Genomic DNA, 18,436 nt, shown 5'->3' with positions numbered 1-18,436 from the left:
CTTTCCGCGGCGGACCGCGCTTTTCGATCACCGCTGTTTGGGGCACATCCTGAATAACAGAGGCCGTGGCGGGCGAGCAGGCCGGCTTTCGCGCCAGCACTCGATCGGGGCCAGGTCTACCGCCCGCGAGTGACGCGGCGGGGGAAGCCGGAAGCTCCGGTCCCCCGCCGGGTTCAGACCGGAACGCGCGCGAGCAGGTCCCGCACCGCGATCAGGACGTCGCGCTCGCCGGGCACGAGGTAGAAGTGGTCGCCGGGGAAGGTGCGGAGCGTGAACCCGCCCGTGGTGAGCCGTGCCCACGCCGCGGCGTCCGCCTCCGAGGTCATCGGGTCGTCCGCTCCCCGCAGCACGGTGACAGGGGCGGAGGTGGTCGGCAGGACAGCCGGGCGGTAGGCGCCCAGCAGGTGGTAGTCGGCCCGGACGGCGGGCAGCACCAACGCCCGCAGGGCCGGATTGTCCAGGATCTCCTGGGGCACGCCGCCGATGCGGCGCACCGCGGCGAGCAGGGCGGCGTCCCCCTCCTCCCACGGGGGCCGCGGCGGCATCCGGTCCGGTGGCGCGTGCGCGGAGAGGACCAGGTGGGCCGGCGCCCGGCCAAGGCCCTGTTCCAGGCGCGCCGCGACCTCGTAGGCGACGAGCGCGCCCATGCTGTGGCCGAACAGCACGACCGGCAGGTCCAGCAGCGGCTCCACCGCGCCGGCGACGCCCTCCGCCAGCTCCGCCATGCTGTCCGGGCAGGGTTCGGCGACGCGGTCCTGGCGGCCCGGGTAGCAGACGGCGAGGACGTCGACGTCGCCGGGCAACTGGCGGGGCCAGTCCCGGAAGAGCGCCGGCGTGCCGCCCGCGTGCGGCAGGCACACCAGGCGCAGGCGCGGCCGGACGACCGGGCGGTACCGGCGGAGCCACGGCGTTCCGGTCCCGCCGACGAACATCGTCATCGCACCCCTCCAGCCGGTTCGTCGGGATCGTTCGGGGAGCTCGGTTCGGGGTCACCGGTCAGGGACCGCGCCAGGCCGGCCACCGTGGGGGTGACGAACAGCGCCTGGGCCGGGACCACCACACCGAGCCGGTCCTCGCAGCGCTGGACGACCTGCAGCGCCAGCAGCGAGTGGCCGCCGAGGTCGAAGAAGTTGTCGTGCGCGCCCACCTCGTCGACACCGAGCACCTCGGCCCAGATGCCCGCGATCTCCCTCTCCAGCCGGCCTCGCGGAACGTCCCCGCCCGCGCTCGACCGCCGCTCCGGGCACTCCCCGTCCCCGCCGTTCCCCGCGGCGACGCCACCTCCGGGGACGGCCATCGCCCGGAGCAGGTCCTCCGGGGCGCGAGTGGAGACCACCACCTGTCCCAGCGGCAGGGCGGCCAACGCGAGGGAGAAGGCCGTCACCGCGTGGTCGGGGTCCATCCCGGCGGTCACCTCGGCCCCACCGAAGCCACCGGTGGCGCTGGACCGCGCCGCCATCCCGAGGCCGCACCACCGGTCCCAGTCGATCGAGACGACGGGCAGGCCCAGGTCCCGGGAGGCGTGCGCCGCGAAGGTGTCCAGGAAGGCGTTGGCGGCGGCGTAGCAGGACTGCCCGGGGGCGCCGGACAACGCCGCCAGCGACGAGAAGAGCGCCACGAAGTCGGGGGACGCGTCGACGGCGCGCAGCGCGTCGACCAGGGCGCACGTCCCGTCCACCTTCGCCCGCAGCGCCGCCGACACGTCAGCGGGGGTGAGCAGCGCGGCCGTCCCACCGCCCGGCACACCCGCCGCGTGCACGACGCCGTGGATCGCCCCGAACCGCTGTCGTGTCTCGTGCAGGACTTCCTTGATCCGGGCGCGGTCGGCCACGTCCGCGCGACGCGGCACGACCTCGCCGCCCAGCGCCCGCAGGTGTTCCACCTCCGGCGTCGCGGCTCCTTCGGGCGCCGACCGCCCCAGCAGCACCAGACGCGCCTGGTGGGCGCGCGCGAGGTGCTGGGCGACGTGGAGGCCGACACCGCCGAGGCCACCGGTGACGACGTAGACGCCGCCCTGTCGCAGTGGCGGCGCTGGCAGGTGCTCGGCGGCCAGCGGTTCGAAGTGCCGGGTCCAGCGGTGGTGTCCGCGGAGCGCGACCAGTTCCGGGGTGGGCGGCCAGTCCGGCGCGGCGAGCAGGTCCCACAGGGTTCGGTTGCGGGCCGCGGTGTCGGCTGTGGCGGGGTCGAGGTCGACGACGCCGACCGTGATCCGGGGCTGCTCCAGCGCCAGGGTGCGGGCGGCGGCCGCCAGTCCCGTCGCTGCCGGCGCGAGGTGTTCCGTGCCCACGACCGGGAACGCGCCCCGCGTCACCACCGCCAGCTCGACGTCGGTGGGGCTGGTCGCGACGGCGCGGGCGAGGCCGAGGAGCGTGGTCAGGTTGACACCGGTCCCGCCGGAGTGCGGTTGGGACCACAGGTCCACCACGCGCACCGGTCCCGGTCCCGGCCCCGGCCCCGGTCCTGGTCCGCTTCCGAGCGCGTCCAGCAGGAGGGCGTACTGGTCGGGCTGGTCCGGGGCGAGTTCGACGTGGCCGGGGGCGGTCCGCCGGAACGACGCCCCGGCCGTGACCTCGACGGGTTCGACGCCCTGGTCGCGGAGCAGGTCGACGAGGTCCCGGGCCAGGGGTGAGCGGTCGGACAGGACGACCCACCGCCGGCCACTGGGCGTCGTGGCTGTCCGTGTGTCCCCGACAGCGCCGCCGAGATCGACCGTGCGCTTCCAGCTCACCCCGTACAGCCAGTCCCCCGGCTGGTTCCGGCTTCCGCGCCGCACCGGGGTGGGTTCCTCGTCCAGTCGGTGCGGCACCCGCCGGAACGGGTACCGCACGGCGGGGACGCGCGCCCGGCGCTCGCCGGCGAACAACGCGGACAGCTCGACCTCGACGCCGACTGTCCACATGCGACCGATCGCGTCGAGCAGAACCTCCCGATCCGTGCGCTTGTCCCGAGGATGGCGGCTCGCGGCGACGACGAGCGCGTCGGAGTGGGGGTCGGAGTGGGCACCGACAGGGACCCCGGCACGGGACCCGATATGGGCACGCGCCAGCGTCGACATCGTGGTGCCCGGTCCGACGTCCAGCAGCACCGGGCGTTCACCGGCCAGCACGTGGTCCAGGCCGGCGGCGAACCGCACCGGCGACCGGAGGTGCGCCACCCAGTAGTCCGGGTTCGTGACCTCCTCTCCCACCGGGCGCCCGAGGGCGGCGGAGACCAGCGGCGCGGTGGGCCGGCGGAACTCGATGCGGGCCACGGTTTTCCGGAACTCCTGGAGCACGGGCTCCAGGAACACCGAGTGCGCGGCGCTGGCGAAGGGCAGCCGACGGCAGGCGATCTCGCGACCGGCCAGGCGGGCTTCGACGTCCCGGATCCGGTCGGCGGGTCCGGTGAGGACGCACAGGGCGCGGCCGTTGACGGCGGCCAGGGACACGCCGTCGGTCAACAGCGGCGCGAGGTCCTGCTCGCTGGCGGCCACGCTGAGCATGGCCCCCTCCGGGGTCGTGGCCATGAGCTCGCCGCGCCGTCGCACCACGGTGAGCGCGTCGCCCAGGGAGAGGACGCCGGCGAAGTGCGCCGCCGCGTACTCGCCGAGACTGTGTCCCAAGTGGACAGTCGGCCGCAGCCCGCAGGAGAGCAGGAGTCGGCCGAGGGCGATCTGGGTGACGAACTGGGCGGGCATCCCCCACACCGGATCGGTGATCGGCTCGGCGCGATCACCTTGCCCTGCGGGGAACATCGTCGCGAGGAGTTGGTCCCGCGCCGCGCTGTCGGGCAGGAGTTGGAGGCATTCCTCGACGGCATCCCGGTAGACCGGCGCGTGCTCGTACAGGTCGCGGCCCATTCCCGTGTATCCGGCGCCCACTCCCGGGAACAGGAAGGCCAGGCTGCCAGGAGACGACGTCGCGTCACCACAACTCGGCGCACCACTGATCTCATGCAGCGCGTCGACTGCTCTGACGCGGTCGGGGACCACCACGGCGACGCGATGTCCGAAGTGCCGTCGCCCCACCGCGAGCGTGTAGGCCACGTCGGCCAGATCGGCGTCGGGATGGGCGTCGAGGAAGGCCGCGCACGCCGTCGTCATCTCCCGGAGTGCTGGGGATTCCCGGGCCGACAGCACGAGAAGGTGGCTGCTGCGGCCGGGATCGGACGGTGGGCGCGGCGGAGCTTCCTCCAGGACCAGGTGCGCGTTCGTGCCTCCGATGCCGAACGCGCTCACCGCCGCCCGGCGCGGGTGCGCTCCCCGGAGCCAGGGCCGGCCCTCGACCTGCGCGGTGAACGGGCTCGCGGCGAAGCGGAGGTCCGGATTCGGTTCGCGCAACAGGGGATGCGGTGGCAGGAACCCGTGGCGCAGCATCAGCGCGGCCTTGATGAAGCCCGCCACGCCGGCGGCGGCGTCGGTGTGGCCGATGTTCGCCTTGACCGCGCCCAGGCCGCACGCGCCGGTGTCCGGCACTCCCGCCGCCCGGTACGCCTCGGTCAGCGCGGTGAACTCCACAACGTCGCCCAGCGGCGTCGCGGTGCCGTGCGCCTCCACGTACCCGATGGACGCGGCGGGGACACCGGCGGCGGCCAGCGCGTCCGCGATCACCCGGCGTTGCCCGGCCACGCCCGGCGCGGTGTAGCTGAGCCGGTCCGCGCCGTCGTTGTTCACCGCGCCGCCCCGCACCACGGCGTAGATCCGGTCCCCGCCCGCCACGGCGTCGGCCAGCCTCCGCAACACCACCACGCCGAGGCCGTCGGCGGGGACGAACCCGGAGGCGTTGCGGGCGAACGGCCGGGTGTGGCCGTCGGCGGACAGCGTGCCGCCGGGCTGGTGCAGGTAGCCCAGGCGGCGCACCGAGGCCCAGGACACGCCGCCGGCCAGCGCGGCGTCGCACTCGAACGTCAACAACGCCTGGCAGGCCAGGTGGACGGCGACCAACGAGGTGGCGCACGTGGCCTGCACCGCGATGCTGGGACCGGTGAAGCCCAGCCGGTGGGAGACGCGGGTGGGCAGGAAGTCCTTGTCGTTGGCCGACAGCAGCAGGTCGCCGATGGAGCCCAGGAAGGCGTCGCGGTCGATCGGCCGGTGGGTGCACACCGTCTGCCCCGCGTACACCCCGACCCGGCCCGGGAGGGTCTCGGGCGCGTACCCGGCGTCCTCCACCGCGTGCCACGCGGCTTCCAGGAACATGCGCTGCTGCGGGTCCATCAGCGCGGCCTCCCGCGCCGAGTAGCCGAAGAACGCGGCGTCGAAGTCCTCGCCGTCGGGCAGCACTCCGCCGACGGGGACGAGGTCGGGGTGGTGGAGCCGGTCGTCCCCCGCGCCCGCGCGGCGCAGCTCGTCGGGAGCGAACCGGGTGGTGCCCTCCCGGCCCTCGACGATGAGCCGCCAGTAGGCGTCGAGGTCGGGGGCGCCGGGAAAGCGGCAGCTCATCCCCACCACGGCGATGTCCAGGTCGGGTTCGGCGTCCTCGACGTGCACCCTCGTCGCCTCCGTCCACGCCGGCGCGCCTCACCCGGAGCGGGCGCGGCCGAGCTTCACGGCGTCAGTCGTGTCGGCTCGCCCCGCCCCTCGGTCCGTCGAGCGGGCGTGGCTCGGAACTGCTGGTGGAGCACGGCGACGTGCTCCCGGCGGAACCCGTCGTCGAGCGCGCGTTGGACCCGGTCGCGCAGCACCGGGAGGAACGACCCCGCGACACCGGACTCCTCGGCGACCGCGGACAGGTTGCGGAGGATGTCGATGTGCGTGGTGAGGGGCGCCTGCTCGTACCGGTAGTCGCCGCGCCCCATCAGCTCGACGCCGACGTCGATGGTGTGCTGCAGCCCCGGTTGGTACAGCGGGACCGAGCGGGCGAAGTCGTCCAGTGGCACGCCCAGGCTGGTGGCGAGCGCGGAGCACTCCAGCAGCGTGTTGACGATTCCGTAGTAGAACGCGGCGGAGACCGAGTGGTAGGCCTTGGCGTAGGGGGCGTCCTCGCCCAGGTAGAGGGCGGTGCCGCCCAACGCCCTGGTCAGCGGGCTGATCTCGCCGTACCACTCGGCGGGTCCCGCGTAGACCGTGAAGCACTGCTCGGTGCCCACGGTCTGCGGATAGTTGAGGATGGCGGCCTCCAGGTAGCGGCCACCGGCGTCGGCGACCCACGTCGCCAGCGGCTCGACCTGGTCGGGCACGCCACTCGCCGTCTGCACCACGATCCGGCCGGCGAGCCCCGGCCCGGCCGGCTCCAGGACCTGCCGCGAGATGGCGTAGTTGAGCAGGGCGAGCACCACGACGGGGCTGGAGCGCACCGCCTCGTCCACGGTGGCGCACCAGTCGACCCCCTGCGGCGCGAGGGCCACGCCACGCTCGGGAGTGCGGTTCCACGCCGCCACCGACAACCCCGCGCCCACGCAGGCCCTGGCCACCGCCGAACCCATCACCCCGGTTCCGATCACCGCGACGTCAGCCACCGTGTTCCCGGCCCCCTTCCCGTCGGCCGAACCACAGGACTCCCTCCCCGGGAAAAGCCCGGGAATGGTGGGGATCAGCCGGCGAACCCGTCCGCCGACGCGTCGTGGCGTTCTGCCACAGGCGGTTCTATCGCCGCCGGGAATGGACGTCAACGCGGACGGTCCTTCCGAGTGAAACGACCTCGCGGGCCAGGGCTTGCCCTGGTCCGGGCGGGTGCCGACCCCGGCCCACCTGTTCAGGGGATCAACATGGCCCGATCAGGGACGCGTTATCCGCCGCGCCCACCCGGAATTCACCAGAATGCGCTGCCGATAGCAGCGGGCCGGCAGGGAGCGCACCCCGCAGGTCACTGTGCCCGAGCGGAACCGGATGTCATCGAACGGGACGTCCGAACGGAGCGTGGGAAAGCGACGGACCAGCGCGGGGAGCGCGACGGCCAGCTCCACCCTGACGAGCGGGGCGACCAGGCAGTGGTGGGCCGCACCCGAAGGTCAGGTGGGGTGACGGTGGGCGGGTGATGTCGAACCGGTCCGCCTCCGCGCACCACTCCTCGTCCCGGTTGGCGGACGGCAGGGCGCAGAGCACGGAGTCGCCGGCCTGATCAGGGTCCGGCCCAGCACGACGTCCACGACCGCGGGCAGGATCACTCCGAAGTGGACGACGGACAGGTAGCGCAGGAGCTCCTCCACCGCGCGCTCGGCGAGCAGTGGGTCCCTGCGCAACGCGGCCAGCCGGTCGGAGTGGCGGACCAGCTGGGCCAGCAGGCCGTCGCCCGGCGGGGACACCCGGTTCCGCTGGCTGCCGGTGCGGGGCGGGGGCACCGGCCCCTGTCCGGCGGAGGTGTGGCTGAACCGCGTGGCGTCCATGAGCACGCGGCGGACGTCAGCGTGCCGGAAGATCACCCAGGCGGGTTCCTCGTTGGGCAGGACGGTCTGGGCGACGAGCTCGTCGGCGCGGAGGCGGTCGAACTCCTCGCACGAGCTGAAGGGGTCAGCTCGGCCGTGGGACTGGCCGTTCCTGGTCGCCGATTACTCGCCCCGACCAGGAGCCACCCCGCGCAGCGCCGCTGTGGGCGACGGACACGGCACGTGGCCGGGGGCGGACGGGGCTCACTCGTGTGCTGGATGTCGTCCCCGATTGATACCCCGGTCGGTTGAATCATGAACATCCCGGGCCCGGAGCTGGTTACGGTCCTGCCATGGCTCGCTGTGGGACCGTGTTCGGTCGCTACCTGGCCGCGGTCCAGCGGTTCGTCGCCCAGCTCGACCAACCCGAGGACGCCGCGCGCCTCGGTGGCATGACGCGCGCCGTGCTGGGCGGGGACGGCGCGGCGATGATCACTTTCCTGTGCACCGCGCGGAAGTGCCTGACCACCCACAACGCCCCGGAGGGCCTGTGGGCCTGGCACGAGAAGGCGCTGGCCATCGTGATCGACCGCGCGGTGGCCGGGTCGGCGCTGGAGCGCCTGGACAGCGAGACGCACCAGCGAATGCTCAGGAGCTACCGGTCAGCCGGCGGCTCTCCCGTCGACCTGTGAACGCGGGGATCCGAACGAGCTCACACCTCAATGGGCTGTCCACAAAGGATTGGGATCAGTCCGGAGTGGACGGTGGACACCGCTGGGTCACATGCGCGAGGTGCGGGGCTCAGCGGGAGGGCAGGAGGCGGAACAGCCCGCAGCCCAGCGTGCCGCCGGAATCCACCGAGGTGACGACGGCGATCCGGCCAGCGCCCTCACCTGCCGGTTCCCGTCGGCTGAGGACCGCGGCGACCTGGAACGCTCCCGTCGCCGATCCGGTCTCCCCGATCGGCGTCAGGTCCGGAACCCGGGTGAGCGGCTGTTCGCCGAACAGCGAGGTCACCGCGGCGCGTTCCTGCCGCCCGAGGTCCCCTGCCGCATGCGACGTCGAGGCGGCCCACACCTCGTCCGGGCTGATCCCGTGTCGCCGCAACCCTTCGAGGAGACAGCGGCGCAGCGCCTCCTCGACGTCGCCGTCCAGGCAGACCTGGCTTTCCACCCCCAGCACGGCGACCAGCGGCGGCGGAGAGTGTCGCGTCCAGCGCTCCAGGAGGAACAACGCGCTCCCCTCGCCCAGCACGCCGGGTGGGGCGGGCGCGTGGTGGTGGAACTCCAGCCACGCCCGCATCGCGCTGTACTCCTCGCTCGCGCCCACCACCACCTGGCGGGCGCGGCCGGCCGTGAGGAGCCGGCGGGCGTACGCCAGCGCGTGCAGTCCGGCGGTCCTGCCGGTGGTGATCGTGGCGTTGGGTCCCCTGAGCCGGTGCCAGATCGCGACGAGGCCGGCCGCGCAGTTCGGCACGCCGCTGGGCACCGCGCCGGGGTTGACGTAGAAGGGCCGGGTCTCCAACAGGGAGGAGCGGGTGAAGTCCCGCATCTCCTGCACGGTGCCGGAGGTGGCCAGCACCACCGCCGTGTCGTCCCGGTCCCGCGATTCCGCGTCGTCGGCGCTCCCCTGCGTGCCCTCTGTGCCCTTGGTGTCCTGCGGAAGGAGCTCCCGGGCCGCGGCGAGCGCGAGCCCGCTCACCCGGTCCACGTTGCGGGTGCCGTTGCGGCCCAGCACCGCGCGGACGTCGAACCCGGGAACGAGACAGGCCTCGTCCACCGGCGTCACCCCGTGCTCGCCGCCGAGTGCCCGGGCCGTGCTGGCCCCGGCGCGCACGCCGGTGGTGAAGGCGTCCCGGCCGATGCCGAACGGCGAGACCGCCGACCACGCCGTGACCACCGGAGCGCCTTCCGCGACAGATCTGTCCATAGTGGACTCCTCACCGCCCTTCCGGCCGCTGCTCGGGTTGGTGTTCCCCGAAGACCACGACGGCGTTGTTGCCGCCGAAGGCCAGCCCGTTGTTCTGCGCGATCCGCACCCGCGCCGACACCGCCCGGTTCGGGACGCAGTCCAGGGCGCAGTCGGGGTCGGTGCGGTGGTGGTTGATCGTGGGCGGGATGAACTGGTCCCGGATGGCCAGCACGCAGGCGATGCCCGCGAGCGCGCTGGCCGCGCCCATGGTGTGCCCGAGCATGGACTTCAGGCCGACGGTGCGCGGCGGGCGCCGGCCGAACACCTCGTGGATCGCCCGGCTCTCGGTGCGGTCGTTGGCCTTGGTGCCGGTGCCGTGCGCGGAGATCACGTCCACCTCCCCTGGCTCGACACCCGCGTCGGCCAGGGCCAGTCGCATGCACCGGGCCACCCCGTCCTGGTGCGGGGTGGTCTGGTGGTGGGCGTCGCAGGTCAGGCCGAAACCCCGGACCTCGGCGTAGATCCGGGCGCCGCGCCGGCGGGCGGACCCCTCGGTCTCCAACACCAGCATCCCGGCGCCCTCGCCGGTCACGATGCCCTGCCGGTCGACGTCGAAGGGCTGGCAGGAGTGCGGCGCGATCAGCCCGAGCCGGTAGAAGCCGGTGAAGTTGCGTCGGCACATCGCGTCCGCGCCTCCGCACAACGCGATGTCGGCCTCCCCCGCGCGCAGCGCGTCCAGTCCCTCGCCGATGGCGTAGTTGCCGGCCGAGCACGCCGTCCCCAGGGTGACCGCGTGGGCGCGGGCCAGTCCCAGTTCCCGCGCGACGCCGACCGACAACGCCCCGGCCGGCACCCGGCGGACCAGCGCGGCCGGCATCGCCCCCGGGCCGCCGGCGATCTCGGCGGCGACGAGCTGGTCCAGCTCGTACGAGCCGCCGTCGGTGGTGCCCACCGACACCAGCACCCGGCGGTCGAGCAGACCCGCGGCCGTGAGCCCGGCGTCGGCGACGGCCATGCGCGCGGCCGACGCCGAGAACTGGGCGGCCCGGCCCAGACCCGCGACGGCGGCGGGTCCCAACCACCGCCGCGGGTCGAAACCCACCACCTCGCACCCCGGGGCGTGCGCGAACCCGGTGGTGTCGAACAACGTGACCGGACCAGCACCCGAACGGCCGGCCCGCAGCGCCGCCACGAACTCCGGGACGCTCTGGGCGACGCTGCTCACCACGCCCACACCCGTCACCACGACCCGCTGGTCCATCACCTGCTCGTCCCCGTCTCGTCGCCGTGGCGGTCCTCCCGGACCGCCTCCTTCGGAATGCGGTGGTGTTCCCGGGCTGCCGGGCCGTCGATCCGCGTCGGGCGCGGACTCGCCGGTGCCGGCTAGCCGACGGGCAGCGGTTCCCTCGTCGTGGCCAGCACGTTGGTCAGGCACCGGGCCCGCTCGCCCGCCCAGCTGTACTGCTGGTTCTGGTAGACCGCGATCTCCGACCAGATGTAGCCCTGGTACATGAAGGTCTTCTTCCCCGCCGGGACCGAGAACACCATCGTCTCGGTCACGGACTTCGACCACTCCTGGCTGAAGGTGAGGGTCGTGGTCACCGTGACGCTTCCCTTGACGAACACGGCGTCGGCCTCCAGCGAGGTCGACACGCTGAGCGTCTCGGAGGTGCTGAAGGTGAACCCGACGGTCACCGACCGGGACCAGGCGGTCTCGGCGTCGGAGTTGGTGTTGTCCAGGGAGCCGATGATCTGCAACGTGGGCGCGTAGAGGATGATCGCCCGCATCTGGCTCTCGGTCCCCGGCAGCGGAATGCCCTTGTCGAAGACGTCACTGTCCACAATGGTCGGTCTGGAGGTGAGGATCTCGACCTGCTTCGTCGGAAAACCCACGCGTTGACTCCTCCTCGCTCATGTGCCTCTTGTCACGGCGCCTCTTGTCACCACGCCTCTTCCCGCCGCGTTCGTCGTCACCGCGTTTTCTCGTCACCGCGCTTCTCGTCACCGACGGCTCACCGCCGGGCGAGCGCCTCGGCGAACACCTCGCGGAGAGCGGCGAGGTTGACCATCCGGCGGATCTGGTCCTCCTCGAAGACCAGCGCGTACTCCCGCTCCACCGCCGCCACGATCTCGACCAGCGTCATCGAGTCGATGCCGCAGTCCTCGACGAACCGGCTCGTCTCGTCCAACGCGCCGTCGTCGAGTTCGGCGAGCTCCAGGACGATCTCCCGAACCCGGTCCCGCTTCCCCTCGGTCACCGCCGCGTTTCCCTGACCGGACAACATCCCTTCCTCCCCGGCTAGACGGGCAGTGGGGACTTGGTGGTCACCAGCACGTTGGTCAGGCACCGGGCGCGCTCGCCCGCCCAGCTGTACTGCTGGTTCTCGTAGTCCAGGACCTCGGACCAGATGTAGCCCTGGTACATGAAGGTCTTCTTCCCCGCCGGGACCGAGAACATCATCGTCTCGGTCACGGACTTCGACCACTGGCTGCTGAAGGTGAGGCTGGAGGACACCGTCACGCTGCCCTTGACGAACTCCACCGTGACCTCCGCCGTGGTCGAGACGCCGATCGTCACCGACGTGCTGAAGGTGAAGCCGGTGGTGACCGACCGCGACCACGACGTCGCGGCGTCGGAGTTGGTGTTGTCCAGGGAGCCGATGATCTGCAGGGTGGGCGCGTACAGGATGACGGCGCTCATCTTCTGCTCGGTGGCCGGCAGCGGGAGGCCCTTGTCGAAGACCTCGCTGTTCAGGACGGTCGGCCGGGACGTGAGGATCTCGACCTGCTTCGTCGGAAAACCCATGTTCTTCCCTTCGGTTCCTTCCCCGGTGGGCGGGCTGTCGCCGACGCCCGGTCCGCGCGTCAGAAACACGGGCTCCCGGTCGCGATCCTGTGGTAGTTGTTCAGGTCGTCCGGGTCGGTGAGCTGCACGCACCGGGCCCTGACCTTCGTGGTGGACCACCGGTCGGAGTCGTTCTTCGTCTTCTTGCGGTAGTCCTTGATGTAGATGTTGTAGACCACCGTGAGCACACCGATGCCGGCGACTTCCTTCTTCTCCTCGTCGACCCCGGAGGCGAGGAAGATGACCATGCTCTGGTCGCCGCTGTTGTAGTCGCTGTCCGGGATCGTGGAGGGCTTGATCCGGTTGGCGAGCTCGGCCTCGGTCTCGGTCTTGGCCAGGCCGCCGGACACCGTGGCCGACGCCCGGTAGGCGACCTCGGTGAACAGCCGCACGAACGCCTCGCCGCTGGTGTAGGGCTTCTTGTCCGAGCTCCACCACTCGCCGGTCTTCGGCTCCCGCTTGCCCAGGAAGCTGGACCCGAGCGTGTCCTCCAGCTTCTTCCAGCCCGCCGGCGCCTGGATGTTCTGCAGGCACTGGGTGTACTTGATCCTGTCGTAGGGGATCCAGGTGCCCGTCGCGACCGCGCTGAGACCGAGTTCGGACAGCTGCGCCACCACCGCGAGGCCACCGACCTCCAGCGCGTCCACATAGGACTGGAGGGAGCCGAGCGAGTCCTCGTCGTTGACGACCCTGCCGACGAAGTCCAGCGCCTCGGGCCGGGACTCCCTGACCTGGGCGACGAAGTCGTGGGTGGCGGAGTCGTGGTTGGCCAGCGCGTCCACGAAGTCCCTGGTGCCGGGTTCGGTGCTCGCCAGCTGGCCGATGAACAGCCGTGTCGCCAGGTCGGCGGAGGACAGCGACGAGACCAGGTCGCGCGCCCCCGCGACCACGGAGCCCGCCGAGAAGTCCTGCTGACTGGCGGGCTGGGTGATGGCGTAGCTCTCGGTCGTGTAGCCCGCGCTGCCCTCCAACACCTTGTCGATGTTGCCCCGCAGCTTTTCCTTCTCGGTCTCCGGGCAGGTGAGGCCGATCGTTTCGAGTTGCCGCACAAAACCTTCCGGCGTCGCCTTGGTGCGCTCGCCTTCAGCGGTTTTCCTGACGTACATGTCGTCGAACGAGCCGATGGGAAAACCCATGCCTCCACGCCTTTCGTCACCGAAAACGACGACGTTGACCAAAGTGGACCGAAGGACACCCGAGAGTGCGTGTCGTACGCGGTTCGGGCGCGGCGCTGCGGTCCCGCGTCAACATCAACAACCCTAGCGGGAGAACGTCCGCGCACACGGGGCACGAAAGGTCACCCACTCGTGTGGTTCTCCTCTACACACCGTCATCGGTGAAACACGCTCATCTCGCGCCGGGGACCGGTGGTGGGCGCCAACAGCAGCAGAGGACAGCGCCACCGGCGAGGTCAACGACCCAAAAACGGGGGATTGCCGGGGGCGCGGAAACGCATTACCCTCCAGGCGGCCCGACCGGCAAAAAGTGAGGACACCGGGCAATGGAGGAAGCGTCCCCGGCAAAAGGGACCCACCCCCGCACCGCATACGACACCTGGTCCCCGTTCTACGACACCGACTACGCGCACCTGCCCATGCGGCGGATCGTCTACGCGTTCGTCGAGCTGGCCCGGCGCTACCACGCGCCCGGCCAACGCCTGCTCGACCTGGGCTGCGGCACCGGGGCCAGCGCCCTGGCCCTCGCCGACCTGGGCTACGCCGTCACCGGGTGCGACATCTCCCCCGAGATGCTCGCGATCGCCCGGAGCAAGCCGCACGCCGACCGCGTCCGCTTCGTGGAGGCCGACCTCCGACACCTGCCCGACCTCGACGGCTTCCACGTCGCCACCGCGGTGAACGACCCCCTCAGCCACCTCCTGACCGAACGCGACCTCACGGCCGCGTTGCGGGAGGTCGCCCGGGTCCTGGCCCCCGGCGGCGTGCTGGTGTTCGACCAGCGCACCGAGACCGCCTACCGCCGCGTCTGCGGCCGCACCCTGGTCAGCGACCGCGAGGACCAGCGCCTGCGGTGGAGCGTCGTCGAGCACGACATCGGCGAGGAGGGCGCGGTCTTCGGAATGCGCATCGAGCGCGACCTCCGCTGCGGCGACGCCGCGCGCCAGGTGCGGCACGAGCACTTCCTGCGCTACCGGAGCACTTCCCTGCTCCGCCGGCTGTTGGGCGAGTCGGGCCTGGAGTGCGTCGGCGTCCACGGCCTCGACGGCCACTGCTTCCTCCGCGAGTCACCCGACGAGACGGTGGACACCACCGTCCTCTACGTCGCCCGCCGACCGCACTCGGTTCTGAGAGCCCACCCCGGGTTGTGACCCGCCCGCGGCACTGCGGCCGCGACCGGTGACGTCTGTCCACTGTGGACCTGATCGTCGACTGGGACGGCAGCGCCGTCGCCCTGTCCCCACCAGGGCGACCTGATCTCGGGTGGCGGTCGCGCACGCCCAGCGTTATAGTCGGTTTCTGATATCAGGGAGCTGCTATGGCGCGAAGTGTGGACAACCCGCTGGCCCTCGCGGTGCTGGGGCTGCTGGTGGAACGGCCGATGCACCCGTACGAGATGGGAGTCGTGCTCCGCGAGCGCGGCACCAGCGTCCGAACCAACCGGGGGTCGCTGTACGACGTCGTCGCGGCGCTCGAAGGTCAGGGGTGGGTCAGCGCCCGGGAGACGGTCCGGGACGGGCGTCGCCCAGCCCGCACTGTCTACGAGCTGACCACGGCGGGGCGCGACGCCTTCACGGAGCGGCTGGACGAGCTGATCCGGGTGCCGCGCCGGGAGTACCCGGTGTTCCTCACCGCGGTCGCCTACCTGGGGGCGCTGGGTCCGGACCGGGCGACGGCCGCGCTGACCGAACGAGCCGGCCACCTGCGCGCCGAGCTCGCCCAGCTCGACGAGGGACTGGCCGGGACCACCGCGCCCCGGCTGTTCGTCATCGAGGCCGAGTACGCGCGGGCGCTCGTCCAGGCCGAGTTGACCTGGGTGGACGAGGTCGTCGCGCGGATCGCCGACGGAACGCTGAGCTGGCCCGACAACGAGGAGAGTGGGAACTGATGGAGTACGGGATCTACCCGGGCAGCGTCGCCGGAGACGACCGGGGCGGGTTGGCGACGGGGCCGGCCGACGATCCGAGCCGGATCCTCGCGGCGCTCCGGGCCCTGCAGGGCGACGGCGCGCTGCTGGTGCGCGGCTACCTCGCCTTCACCGACCCCGGCCGCGCCCGCACCCAGACACCGCACGATCTCGGGCAGTACGCCGGAGAGGGGCGTCGGCTGGACGTGGTCGCCCAGTACCAGTCGGAGTCCGGCGACGTCCCGGGCTACCTGGACTTCGTCCGCGACCTCCTGCGCCGTCTCGGCCCCGCGACCGCCACCCTGCAGATCGCCGAGGAGCCGAACCTGACCGGCAACCCGACCCTGGACGGCCACTACCCCGAGGTGCGCCGCGCGGTGGTGGAGGGCGTGATCGCCGCCAGGGCGGAGGCCGACCGCCTCGGGTTGGCCGACCTGCGCGTCGGGTTCAACACCACTCCGCTGTTCGGCCCCGCCGCGACCTTCCTCTCCGAGCTCACGGCCCTGGGCGGGCAGCCCTTCCTCGACGCCCTCGGCTACGTCGGCCTCGACTTCTTCCCCGACGTGTTCGTGCCGACCCCGGACCCGGGAGCGGCCACGGCGGGGTTGCTGGCGATGCACCGCGACCTGATGACCTCCGCCGGTATCCCGACCAGCGTTCCGTTGCACATCACCGAGAACGGCTGGCCGACCGGCCCCGACCGCACCCCCGAGCGCCAGGCCGAGGTGCTGCGGGACGTCCTGGGCGCCGTCGTCGACGGGAGCGCCGCGCTCAACATCGGCGCCTACCTGCACTTCTCCCTCCGCGACGCGAACTCGTCCCACGAGGGCCTCTTCCACCGCTTCGGCCTGCTGCACGACGACTACTCCCCCAAGCCCGCCTTCGCCGTCTACCAGCGGTTCCTCTCCTCGACCGCGCCCTGACCTCCTGGGCGGCGCGGTGACGCGCCCAACGCCACGCGGTCAACCACCGGGGCCGTCTCCCCTCGCACGCCGTCCGGCGCGAGCGGGGAGGCGGCCCCGTCGCGCTTCCGCCGCTCCGCACGTCACCGATTGATCTTGCCTACCGGGCGCGGCCGGGCTAACGTGGTCTGTGAACAAACGACCGACTTGTTCATACGTTCACTGGAGGCGGCGTGCCACGGGCGTTCGACCAGGAGGAGCGGGAGCGGATCACCGCCTCCCTGCTGGCGGCGGGAGAGCGGTTGTTCACCACGCAGGGGTTGCGGAAGACCTCGCTGGACGAGCTCGTCGCGGCGGCCGGCATCGCGAAGAGCAGCTTCTACGCGTTCTTCGACTCCAAGGAGTCGCTGTACCTGGAGCTGATGCTCCGCCAGGCGCCCGTGCTGCGCGCGGAGCTCAACCGGGCGCTGGAGCTGCCGGACTCCGCCGAGGCGGTGCGGCACTTCCTGCGCGGAGCGATCGACGTGCTGCACCACAACCCGCTGTACCGGCGCATGGTCACCCATCCCGACGAGATGGAGGCGGTGCTGCGCCGCATCACGCCGGAACGCCTGGCGGAGCTGAAGCGCACCTCGCTGCTGCCCGTCCTGGAGTTCATCGAGCGGGCGCAGCGGGAGGGGCGGTTCGCGGCGGGCGACCCGGCGGTGCTGGAGGGCGTGCTGCGGACGGTGTTGCTGCTGCCGATGCACGCCGACCAGTTCGACCCGGCCGTCTACCCCCGGGTGATCGAGGCGGTCATCGACATCGTGTCGGCCGGGCTCACCCGGCGGACGACCAGCGAGGAGTAGAGCTGCATGATCACAGTGGAGGATCTCACCTTCCGCTACCCCGGCCGGGACGAGCCGGCCGTGCGCGGTATGACGTTCTCGGTCGACCGCGGCGAGATCTTCGGTTTCCTGGGCCCCAGCGGCGCGGGCAAGTCCACCACGCAGAAGATCCTCATCGGACTGCTGACCGGTCACGGCGGCCGGGTTTCGGTGTGGGGCAAGGAACCCGCCGAGTGGGGGCAGGACTACTACGAGCGCATCGGTGTCTCGTTCGAGCTGCCCAACCACTACCAGAAGCTGACCGCGGCGGAGAACTTAGAGTTCTTCGCGTCGCTCTACCGGAAGCCCTCGGTGGACCCCGGGGCGCTGCTGGAGTCCGTCGGGCTCGGCGAGCACGCGAACACGCGCGTCGGCCAGTTCTCCAAGGGAATGCAGATGCGGCTGGTGTTCGTCCGCGCGCTGCTGAACGACCCCGACCTGCTGTTCCTGGACGAGCCCACCTCGGGCCTGGACCCGGTGAACGCCCGCAAGGTCAAGGACATCGTGTTGGAGCAGAAGGCGCGCGGGAAGACGGTCTTCCTGACCACGCACGACATGGCGACCGCCGACGAGTTGTGCGACCGGGTCGCGTTCGTCGTCGACGGCCGGATCGCCGCGCTCGACGCGCCCCGGGAGCTGAAGGTCCAACGCAGCCAACGCCTCGTACGCGCGGAGTACCGCGACGGAACCGGCGAACTACGCGGACAGGACTTCCCGATGGACGGCCTCGCCGACAACGCGGAGTTCCTGTCCGTGCTGCGCGGCGAGCGGCTGGAAACCCTGCACAGCAAGGAAGCCTCGCTCGACGACGTGTTCGTCGAGACCACCGGCAGGAGCCTGCGGTGAGCCGGGCGGCCGGTGTGCTCCGACTGGAGATCACGACGCAGTGGCGGTACCGGTTCACGCACGCGGCGGTGATCTCGGGGGTGCTGTGGCTCGCCCTGCTGTTGCCGCTGCCCGGTGAGCTGCGGTCGGTCGCGGAGCCGTACGTGGTCCTCGGCGACCTGACGATCGTGGGGTTCTTCTTCATCGCCGCCTCGGTCTTCTTCGAGAAGGGCGAACGCACGCTGCACGCGCTGGTGGCCTCGCCGGTGCGGTTCGCCGAGTACCTGTCCGCCAAGCTGGTCACGCTGACCGCGCTGTCCGCGTTGTTGGCGGTGTTCGTGGCGACGGTGACCCACGGCGCGGACTACCACCTGCCGGCGCTGCTGCTCGGCGCGGTCTTCGGCACGCCCCTGTTGCTGCTGACCAGTTTCGTGACCTCGCTGCCGTTCCCGTCGGTCAGCGACTGGTTCATGCCGTCGGTGGTGCCGCTCACGTTGTTGAACCTGCCGATCCTCCACTACTCGGGGCTGGTGGAGTCGTCCTGGTTCTACCTGGTTCCCACCCAGGGTCCGCTGCTGATGCTCGGGGCGGCGTTCCACCAGAAGTCGCCCGAGCTGTGGCAGGTCGGCTACGCGGTGGTCTATCCGACGCTGTTCGCGCTCGGCCTGTTCTGGTTGGCGCGGCGGGTGTTCGACCGGTACGTGGTGGCCAGGACGGGAGGCGCCTGA

17 protein-coding genes are annotated in these 18,436 nt (G+C 71.9%); 7 read left to right on the top strand and 10 right to left on the bottom strand.

All coding sequences use genetic code 11. The features are described from left to right. Positions 1 to 173: 173 nt before the first annotated feature. The 4 genes from BUE43_RS30465 to BUE43_RS30450 all read right to left on the bottom strand — a co-directional run bounded on the left by BUE43_RS30465 (position 174) and on the right by BUE43_RS30450 (position 7,335). A complete protein-coding gene (locus tag BUE43_RS30465) occupies positions 174 to 938 on the bottom strand; it encodes a thioesterase II family protein (protein ID WP_143174496.1) in 765 nt (254 codons plus the stop codon). Then, the gene (locus BUE43_RS30460; protein WP_073489800.1) at positions 935 to 5,464 is read right to left on the bottom strand and encodes a type I polyketide synthase; all 4,530 of its coding nucleotides are present in this window, start codon (positions 5,462 to 5,464) and stop codon (positions 935 to 937) included. Before BUE43_RS30460 ends, BUE43_RS30465 begins: the two co-directional genes overlap by 4 nt. Positions 5,465 to 5,520: 56 nt before the next feature. Then, positions 5,521 to 6,432, bottom strand: a complete 912-nt coding sequence (locus BUE43_RS30455; protein ID WP_073489799.1) for an NAD(P)-dependent oxidoreductase — start codon at positions 6,430 to 6,432, stop codon at positions 5,521 to 5,523. Between the two features lie 492 nt (positions 6,433 to 6,924). Next, positions 6,925 to 7,335: a hypothetical protein gene (locus BUE43_RS30450; RefSeq protein ID WP_073489798.1), complete on the bottom strand. Its 411-nt coding sequence runs from the start codon at positions 7,333 to 7,335 to the stop codon at positions 6,925 to 6,927. 296 nt (positions 7,336 to 7,631) lie between these two features. On the opposite strand from BUE43_RS30450, the gene BUE43_RS30445 reads away from it, so the two are divergent. Beyond that, positions 7,632 to 7,970 (top strand): hypothetical protein, encoded by a 339-nt coding sequence (locus BUE43_RS30445; protein ID WP_143174495.1) that lies wholly within the window; start codon positions 7,632 to 7,634, stop codon positions 7,968 to 7,970. A gap of 109 nt (positions 7,971 to 8,079) precedes the next feature. Here BUE43_RS30445 and BUE43_RS30440 read toward each other — a convergent pair whose 3' ends face one another. The 6 genes from BUE43_RS30440 to BUE43_RS30415 all read right to left on the bottom strand — a co-directional run bounded on the left by BUE43_RS30440 (position 8,080) and on the right by BUE43_RS30415 (position 13,170). Then, positions 8,080 to 9,207 carry a beta-ketoacyl synthase N-terminal-like domain-containing protein gene (locus tag BUE43_RS30440; RefSeq protein ID WP_073489796.1) on the bottom strand — a complete coding sequence of 376 codons (1,128 nt, stop codon included), beginning with the start codon at positions 9,205 to 9,207 and terminating at the stop codon, positions 8,080 to 8,082. 10 nt (positions 9,208 to 9,217) lie between these two features. Next, positions 9,218 to 10,450: a beta-ketoacyl-[acyl-carrier-protein] synthase family protein gene (locus BUE43_RS30435; RefSeq protein ID WP_073489795.1), complete on the bottom strand. Its 1,233-nt coding sequence runs from the start codon at positions 10,448 to 10,450 to the stop codon at positions 9,218 to 9,220. Positions 10,451 to 10,572: 122 nt separating this feature from the next. Next, positions 10,573 to 11,082, bottom strand: a complete 510-nt coding sequence (locus BUE43_RS30430; RefSeq protein WP_073489794.1) for a hypothetical protein — start codon at positions 11,080 to 11,082, stop codon at positions 10,573 to 10,575. Positions 11,083 to 11,201: 119 nt separating this feature from the next. Then, positions 11,202 to 11,447 carry an acyl carrier protein gene (locus BUE43_RS30425; RefSeq protein ID WP_159447816.1) on the bottom strand — a complete coding sequence of 82 codons (246 nt, stop codon included), beginning with the start codon at positions 11,445 to 11,447 and terminating at the stop codon, positions 11,202 to 11,204. 41 nt (positions 11,448 to 11,488) lie between these two features. Then, on the bottom strand, positions 11,489 to 11,995 hold the full coding sequence (locus tag BUE43_RS30420; RefSeq protein WP_073489792.1) for a hypothetical protein: 507 nt from the start codon (positions 11,993 to 11,995) through the stop codon (positions 11,489 to 11,491). A 59-nt stretch (positions 11,996 to 12,054) separates the two neighbouring features. Beyond that, positions 12,055 to 13,170 carry a lectin gene (locus BUE43_RS30415; RefSeq protein WP_073489791.1) on the bottom strand — a complete coding sequence of 372 codons (1,116 nt, stop codon included), beginning with the start codon at positions 13,168 to 13,170 and terminating at the stop codon, positions 12,055 to 12,057. Positions 13,171 to 13,535: 365 nt separating this feature from the next. Between BUE43_RS30415 and BUE43_RS30410 the strand changes: the two genes are divergently transcribed. From BUE43_RS30410 to BUE43_RS30385, 6 genes are all read left to right on the top strand, one after another. After that, entirely contained in the window at positions 13,536 to 14,360 is an 825-nt protein-coding gene (locus tag BUE43_RS30410; RefSeq protein ID WP_073489790.1) for a class I SAM-dependent DNA methyltransferase, read from the top strand. Between the two features lie 167 nt (positions 14,361 to 14,527). Beyond that, entirely contained in the window at positions 14,528 to 15,097 is a 570-nt protein-coding gene (locus tag BUE43_RS30405; protein WP_073489789.1) for a PadR family transcriptional regulator, read from the top strand. After that, positions 15,097 to 16,038, top strand: a complete 942-nt coding sequence (locus BUE43_RS30400) for a hypothetical protein (RefSeq protein WP_073489788.1) — start codon at positions 15,097 to 15,099, stop codon at positions 16,036 to 16,038. The genes BUE43_RS30405 and BUE43_RS30400 overlap by 1 nt, the downstream gene beginning before the upstream one ends. Positions 16,039 to 16,250: 212 nt before the next feature. After that, positions 16,251 to 16,865, top strand: coding sequence for a TetR/AcrR family transcriptional regulator (locus BUE43_RS30395; protein WP_073489787.1), 615 nt, complete (start codon positions 16,251 to 16,253; stop codon positions 16,863 to 16,865). Positions 16,866 to 16,871: 6 nt separating this feature from the next. Beyond that, positions 16,872 to 17,729, top strand: a complete 858-nt coding sequence (locus BUE43_RS30390) for an ABC transporter ATP-binding protein (protein ID WP_073489786.1) — start codon at positions 16,872 to 16,874, stop codon at positions 17,727 to 17,729. Continuing rightward, positions 17,726 to 18,436 (top strand): fluoroquinolone export ABC transporter permease subunit, encoded by a 711-nt coding sequence (locus BUE43_RS30385; RefSeq protein ID WP_073489785.1) that lies wholly within the window; start codon positions 17,726 to 17,728, stop codon positions 18,434 to 18,436. Before BUE43_RS30390 ends, BUE43_RS30385 begins: the two co-directional genes overlap by 4 nt.

Source organism: Streptoalloteichus hindustanus (genome assembly GCF_900129375.1).
Lineage (GTDB): Bacteria > Actinomycetota > Actinomycetes > Mycobacteriales > Pseudonocardiaceae > Streptoalloteichus > Streptoalloteichus hindustanus.
This window is presented reverse-complemented; position numbering and strand designations above follow the sequence as displayed.